The organism is Dietzia sp. B44 (assembly GCF_014145245.1).
GTDB lineage: Bacteria > Actinomycetota > Actinomycetes > Mycobacteriales > Mycobacteriaceae > Dietzia > Dietzia natronolimnaea.
On the sequence record NZ_JAALEF010000407.1, the window covers coordinates 1 to 4,606 of the forward strand.

Below are 4,606 nucleotides of genomic sequence, written 5' to 3' on the forward strand. Positions count from 1 at the left end.
TTCGAGAACATCGAGGTCGTCGGCGAGCCGGAGTACGTGCAGTCCAACTTCGTTCGCGGCATCAGCAAGCTGATGGTCGAGCTCACCCCCAAGGGAACCGGATGAGTTCGGGGCGCGCGGTGGTGGTCGGCGCCAGCCATGCCGGCGCGCAGTCGGCCACCCGCCTCCGCCGGGAGGGTTGGTCCGGTGACATCGTGGGCCGGTGACGAGCCGATGTTGCCCTACCAGCGACCTCCTTCTCGAAGACCTGTGGAAGGAACAAGGACGATCTGCGGAAGGGACAAGAAGGTGTCGGCGCTCCCATGGTCCCGGTCGGACCAGTACGACCACAAGCTGCGGATCGCGGGACTCAACAACGGTTATGACGACATCGTCCTGAGCGGTGACCCCACCTCTGACCGAAACCGCACCTGCTACTACCTCAGGCAGGGCGAGCCGGTCGCCGCTGACAGCGTCAACCGCCCCGGGGACTCCATGACCACCAACGGCATTCTCGGCCAAGTCGCCGTCGACACGACTGCCCTGACACCGGAGGTGGCGGTGTGAGCAAGCAGACCGACCACTGGTCGTGGTCACCACCGAACGTCTGACCCCCGAGGTGAACAAGGATGGTTTGGAGGTCGACGGCAGGGCCCGCGATGAGACTTCTGCCTTTCGTTCCGGGCGCCCGTGACTCGCATCAGTCCGCAGGCGTGCGACGCGCACCCGCGGACGCCCGCGGCCCTGCATGGTGGCTCGCGTTGGTCGTCTGCAAACCCCTTCTGCTGCTCGTCAGGAGAGCGGACTGGCGCGGTACAGAGCGCCTTCCCGGGTCGGGGGGCGCAGTACTGGCGGCCAACCATGTCTCCCAAGCCGACCCGCTCTTCCTCGCGGAGATGGTCCTCGCCCAGGGCCGGACCCCCTGGTTCATGGCAAAATCAAGCCTGTTTCAGAGCAGAGCAGTGGGCTGGTGGTTTCGGTCGGCCGGCCACGTCCAGGTCGACCGCTCCGACGGGCGAGCCGGGATCCGCGCCGCGATCGAAGCAGTGGATCGCGGCGCCCTCGTCGTCGTCTACCCGGAGGGATCGATCACGAACCGACCGGATGCACGTCTGATGTCGCTCAGGTCGGGTGCTGTTCGCATCGCGCTCGAGACGTCAGTCCCATTGATCCCCGTCGCCCAATGGGGTGTGCAGGCCATCGCGCCAGCCTACGAAGGAAGGGTGGTGCTGGGCCGCCGTCGTCGGGTCACCCTGCTGGTCGGGGACCCGGTCCCGCTCGAGGACCTCCGAGAATTGCCGACGGCGACGGCAGCCGCTGCGGGTGTGCAAAGACTTCAGGACACCCTCGCAGCGATGGTCGACCAACTGGCCGACGAGCACGCTAGGTAGCGTGTGGCCGTGTCCAAGTCAGTGACGCGAGTCGATCGCGAGACAGGAATCGCTAACCTTTCTGTCATGCGGGCACCGTCAATGCGCGAACGATTCAAGGAGCACATGCGCCTGGCTGTCCTCGAGGCTGCCCACGACCTGACTGTCGACCGCGGCTGGGACCGGGTGCGCATGGGGCAGGTGGCTGATCGTGCCGGGGTGTCGCGGGCGGCTCTGTACAAGGAGTTCGGTGACAAGGCCGGCCTCGGAGAAGCCGTCGTACTCCGGGAGGCCTCGCGCTTCCTCGAGGGCATCCGGGGCGCGCTGGAGGCGCACATCGGCGATGCGAAGCGAGGCATCGCAGCCGCCGTCGACTACACCTTGAACGAGGCCGGGCGCAGCCCCCTGCTCAAGGCGGTGCTCATCTCCAACCGTGACCTTGATGCGGGAGGTCAGGCGTCCACGGGGATGCTCCCGCTGCTCACGACATCCGCACCGCTTCTCGACCTCGCCTCCGACACCCTGGCCGGATGGGTCGCGGAGAGTTATCCGGGTCTCCCCCCGGGCGATGTCATCGACGCGGCCGACACCCTGGTGCGCCTGACGGTCAGTCATCTTGCGCTCCCCAAGTGGGACCGAACCGCGACAGCGCGGAAGATCTCCGAGGTCGCCGTCCGGTTCCTCTCACTCGAATAGTGACCTGCGCCGGGCGTCGGGAGCAGTCTGAACTGGGCTTCAGCGGCGCACGGCGTGTTCGTTGCCGCCGTGCTGCTGCCGTAGCACCGTCTTGAGCACCTTGCCGGTCGCTGTGCGGGGCAGCTCGGCTACGAACTCGATCCTGGTGGGGCACTTGAAGTGGGCAAGCCGCTCCCGGGTGTATGCGATGAGTTCCTCGCCGGTCGGCTCGGCGCCGTCCTGGAGCGCCACGGTGGCCACCGGGGTCTCGCCCCAGCGGACGTCGGGGACGCCGACGACGGCCACTTCACGAACGGCCGGGTGCCGGTAGAGCACTTGCTCGACCTCGATCGGGTAGACGTTCTCGCCGCCAGTGATGATCATGTCCTTTTTGCGGTCGACGAGCGTGATGAACCCCTCGGCGTCTATGCGGCCCAGGTCACCGGTGTGGAACCAGCCGCCGCGGAAGGCCTCGGCCGTGGCTTCCGGGAGACCCCAGTAGCCCGCGAACACATTGGGTCCCCGGAGGACGAGCTCTCCGACCTCGTTGGTGCGCGCGTCCTTGTCGGCGTCATCAACGATGCGCGCCTCAACGTGGAACACCGCGCGGCCGATGGATCCGGCCTTCTCCTTGACGTGATCGGCGTCCAAGACGGACACGATCGGAGCGGTCTCGGTCATTCCGAAACCCTCCTGGAAGGGCAGCCCCTTACCCTGATAGAAATCAATGACCGGCAGAGGGCAGGGCGCTCCACCGGAGACGGCGAGCTCCAGCGAGGACAGGTCGAAGTCGTCGAAGCCAGGCTCCGACATGAGCGCTGCCCACATGGCCGGGACCATGAACTGCACGGTGGCCCTCTCTCGGGACATCGCCTTCAGGGTCTGCGCCGGGTCGAACGAGGGAAGCAGTACGTTGGTCCCGCCGACGTACAGCAGCGGCAGGGTGTGGATCCCGAGGCCCCCGATGTGGAACATCGGCGCCACGGTCACCGTGACGTCGGTCTCACGCAAGCCGCGCCCGAAGGACAAGCTGTTCACGACGTTCCACAGGTGATTGTCGTGGGTCAGCATCGCGCCCTTGGGTCGCCCTGTGGTTCCGGACGTGTACATCAAGCACGACACGTTGCTCCGATCGACGTCGGCGCTGACTGGACGGGCCTCACCGTTGGCCAACACGTGCTCATAGCGCAGCTCGCCGTCCTCGGGTTCGCCGCCGACGACCAGGCGGGATCGGACGCGTACTCCCTCGCCGGCCACAGCCGCGCGTGCCCCCGGAGCCAGGGGCGCCGAATACACGAACACGTCTGCGCCCGAGTCCGCCAAGAGATAGGTGATCTCGGCCGGCGCAAGACGCACGTTCATGGGCACGAACACCGCGCCCAGCTTGGCCGTGGCCAGCATCGTCTCTATGAACGCGGTGCTGTTGAGCAGGAGCCCTGCCACCCGATCGCCCCGTCGGACGCCGAGGGCGCTCAGTGCCCGGGCCAGTCGATTGGTGCTGCTGTCTAGGGCGGAGTAGGTCAGACGCCGCTCACCGTCGACGAGAGCGATCCGGTCCCCGGAGAGGAATGCCCTCGTCGTGACCCAGCTGCCGATTCCCTCGTCCATGGACATTCCTTCCGGGATGCTGTCATCTCTGCGAGTGAGTCAGATCACGTAGTTTGTCCAAACCTGACGGTGCCCACAAGTTAGTCGGACGCTACTGAGTAAGTCAAATCAAATGAGACATTTCAGGGTGTTGGAACGTAACCAGTTTTGGCTCGTCTGGCGGGGTCGTTGATGGTGGCCTTCTCTGGAAGTTTCGGCGGTTGCGGTCGTCGGCTGAACCGTTGCGGGTGGGCGTGGTAGGCGGCGTCGAGGACGGCTTGGCGTCGTGCCTGGACGTCGGTGGCGGTGCCGTAGTGGACGCTGGCCCGGATGTTCCTGGGCCTGCTCCGGGCGATCATCGCGCATCCCAAGCCGGTGATCGCGGCCGTCGACGGTCACGTCCGCGCCGGTGGGATGGGTCTGGTGGCGGCCTGCGACCTCGCCGTCGCCGGACCGTCGTCCACCTTCGCGCTCACCGAGGTCCGCCTCGGCCTGGCGGCCGTCATGATCTCCGTACCGTTGGCGGCACGCGTGAACTCACGGGATCTCGCATGCGTGCTGCTGACCGGCGAGAAGTTCGACTCCGCGCACGCCCGGCGGATCGGCCTGCTCTCGGACGCGGTGGAGGACCTCGACGCCGCCGTCGACGAGCTCGTCGACTCCTTCCGGCCCTGCTCGCCGCAGGGACTGGCGGAGAACAAGGCGCTGCTGGCCGCGCCGATGATTGCCGAGCTCGACGCCCGTGGAGACGACCTCGCCGGGGTCACCGCGCGGCTGTTCACGACGCCCGAGGTGGCCGAGGGGATGAGCGCATTTCTCGAACGCCGATTGCCCTCCTGGGCGACGCCCGACGCGTAGCGTATGCGATTGTCACAGATATATGACTCGACACACATCACAGAAACCCGCAACGAGAGGTAAAGCCATGCGTACCAAGGCCGCCATCATCCGTGAGCCCAAGCAGGACGGCTGGGAGATCGTCGACGTCGACATCG

The 4,606-nt window shown here is 66.5% G+C and carries 6 protein-coding genes; 5 read left to right on the forward strand and 1 reads right to left on the reverse strand.

What is annotated here, in order from left to right; translation table 11 throughout:
• Positions 1–288 precede the first annotated feature (288 nt).
• The 3 genes from G6017_RS16385 (at position 289) to G6017_RS13045 (ending at position 2,045) form a co-directional block, all read left to right on the forward strand.
• Entirely contained in the window at positions 289–546 is a 258-nt protein-coding gene (locus G6017_RS16385) for an oxidoreductase C-terminal domain-containing protein (RefSeq protein WP_007628308.1), read from the forward strand.
• Between the two features lie 92 nt (positions 547–638).
• Entirely contained in the window at positions 639–1,370 is a 732-nt protein-coding gene (locus G6017_RS13040) for a lysophospholipid acyltransferase family protein (protein ID WP_235027701.1), read from the forward strand.
• A gap of 105 nt (positions 1,371–1,475) precedes the next feature.
• Complete coding sequence (locus G6017_RS13045; protein WP_069389790.1) at positions 1,476–2,045, forward strand: TetR/AcrR family transcriptional regulator; 570 nt, start codon at positions 1,476–1,478, stop codon at positions 2,043–2,045.
• A 39-nt stretch (positions 2,046–2,084) separates the two neighbouring features.
• Here the strand turns inward: G6017_RS13045 and G6017_RS13050 are convergent, their stop codons facing one another.
• Positions 2,085–3,632 (reverse strand): acyl-CoA synthetase, encoded by a 1,548-nt coding sequence (locus tag G6017_RS13050; RefSeq protein ID WP_069389786.1) that lies wholly within the window; start codon positions 3,630–3,632, stop codon positions 2,085–2,087.
• Positions 3,633–3,941: 309 nt separating this feature from the next.
• On the opposite strand from G6017_RS13050, the gene G6017_RS13055 reads away from it, so the two are divergent.
• Together G6017_RS13055 and G6017_RS17460 are read left to right on the forward strand one after the other, a co-directional pair.
• Entirely contained in the window at positions 3,942–4,469 is a 528-nt protein-coding gene (locus tag G6017_RS13055) for an enoyl-CoA hydratase-related protein (RefSeq protein WP_228549152.1), read from the forward strand.
• Positions 4,470–4,536: 67 nt separating this feature from the next.
• Positions 4,537–4,606, forward strand: a 70-nt coding sequence (locus G6017_RS17460) for a hypothetical protein (protein WP_524536295.1), incomplete at its 3' end; no start/stop codon positions are given.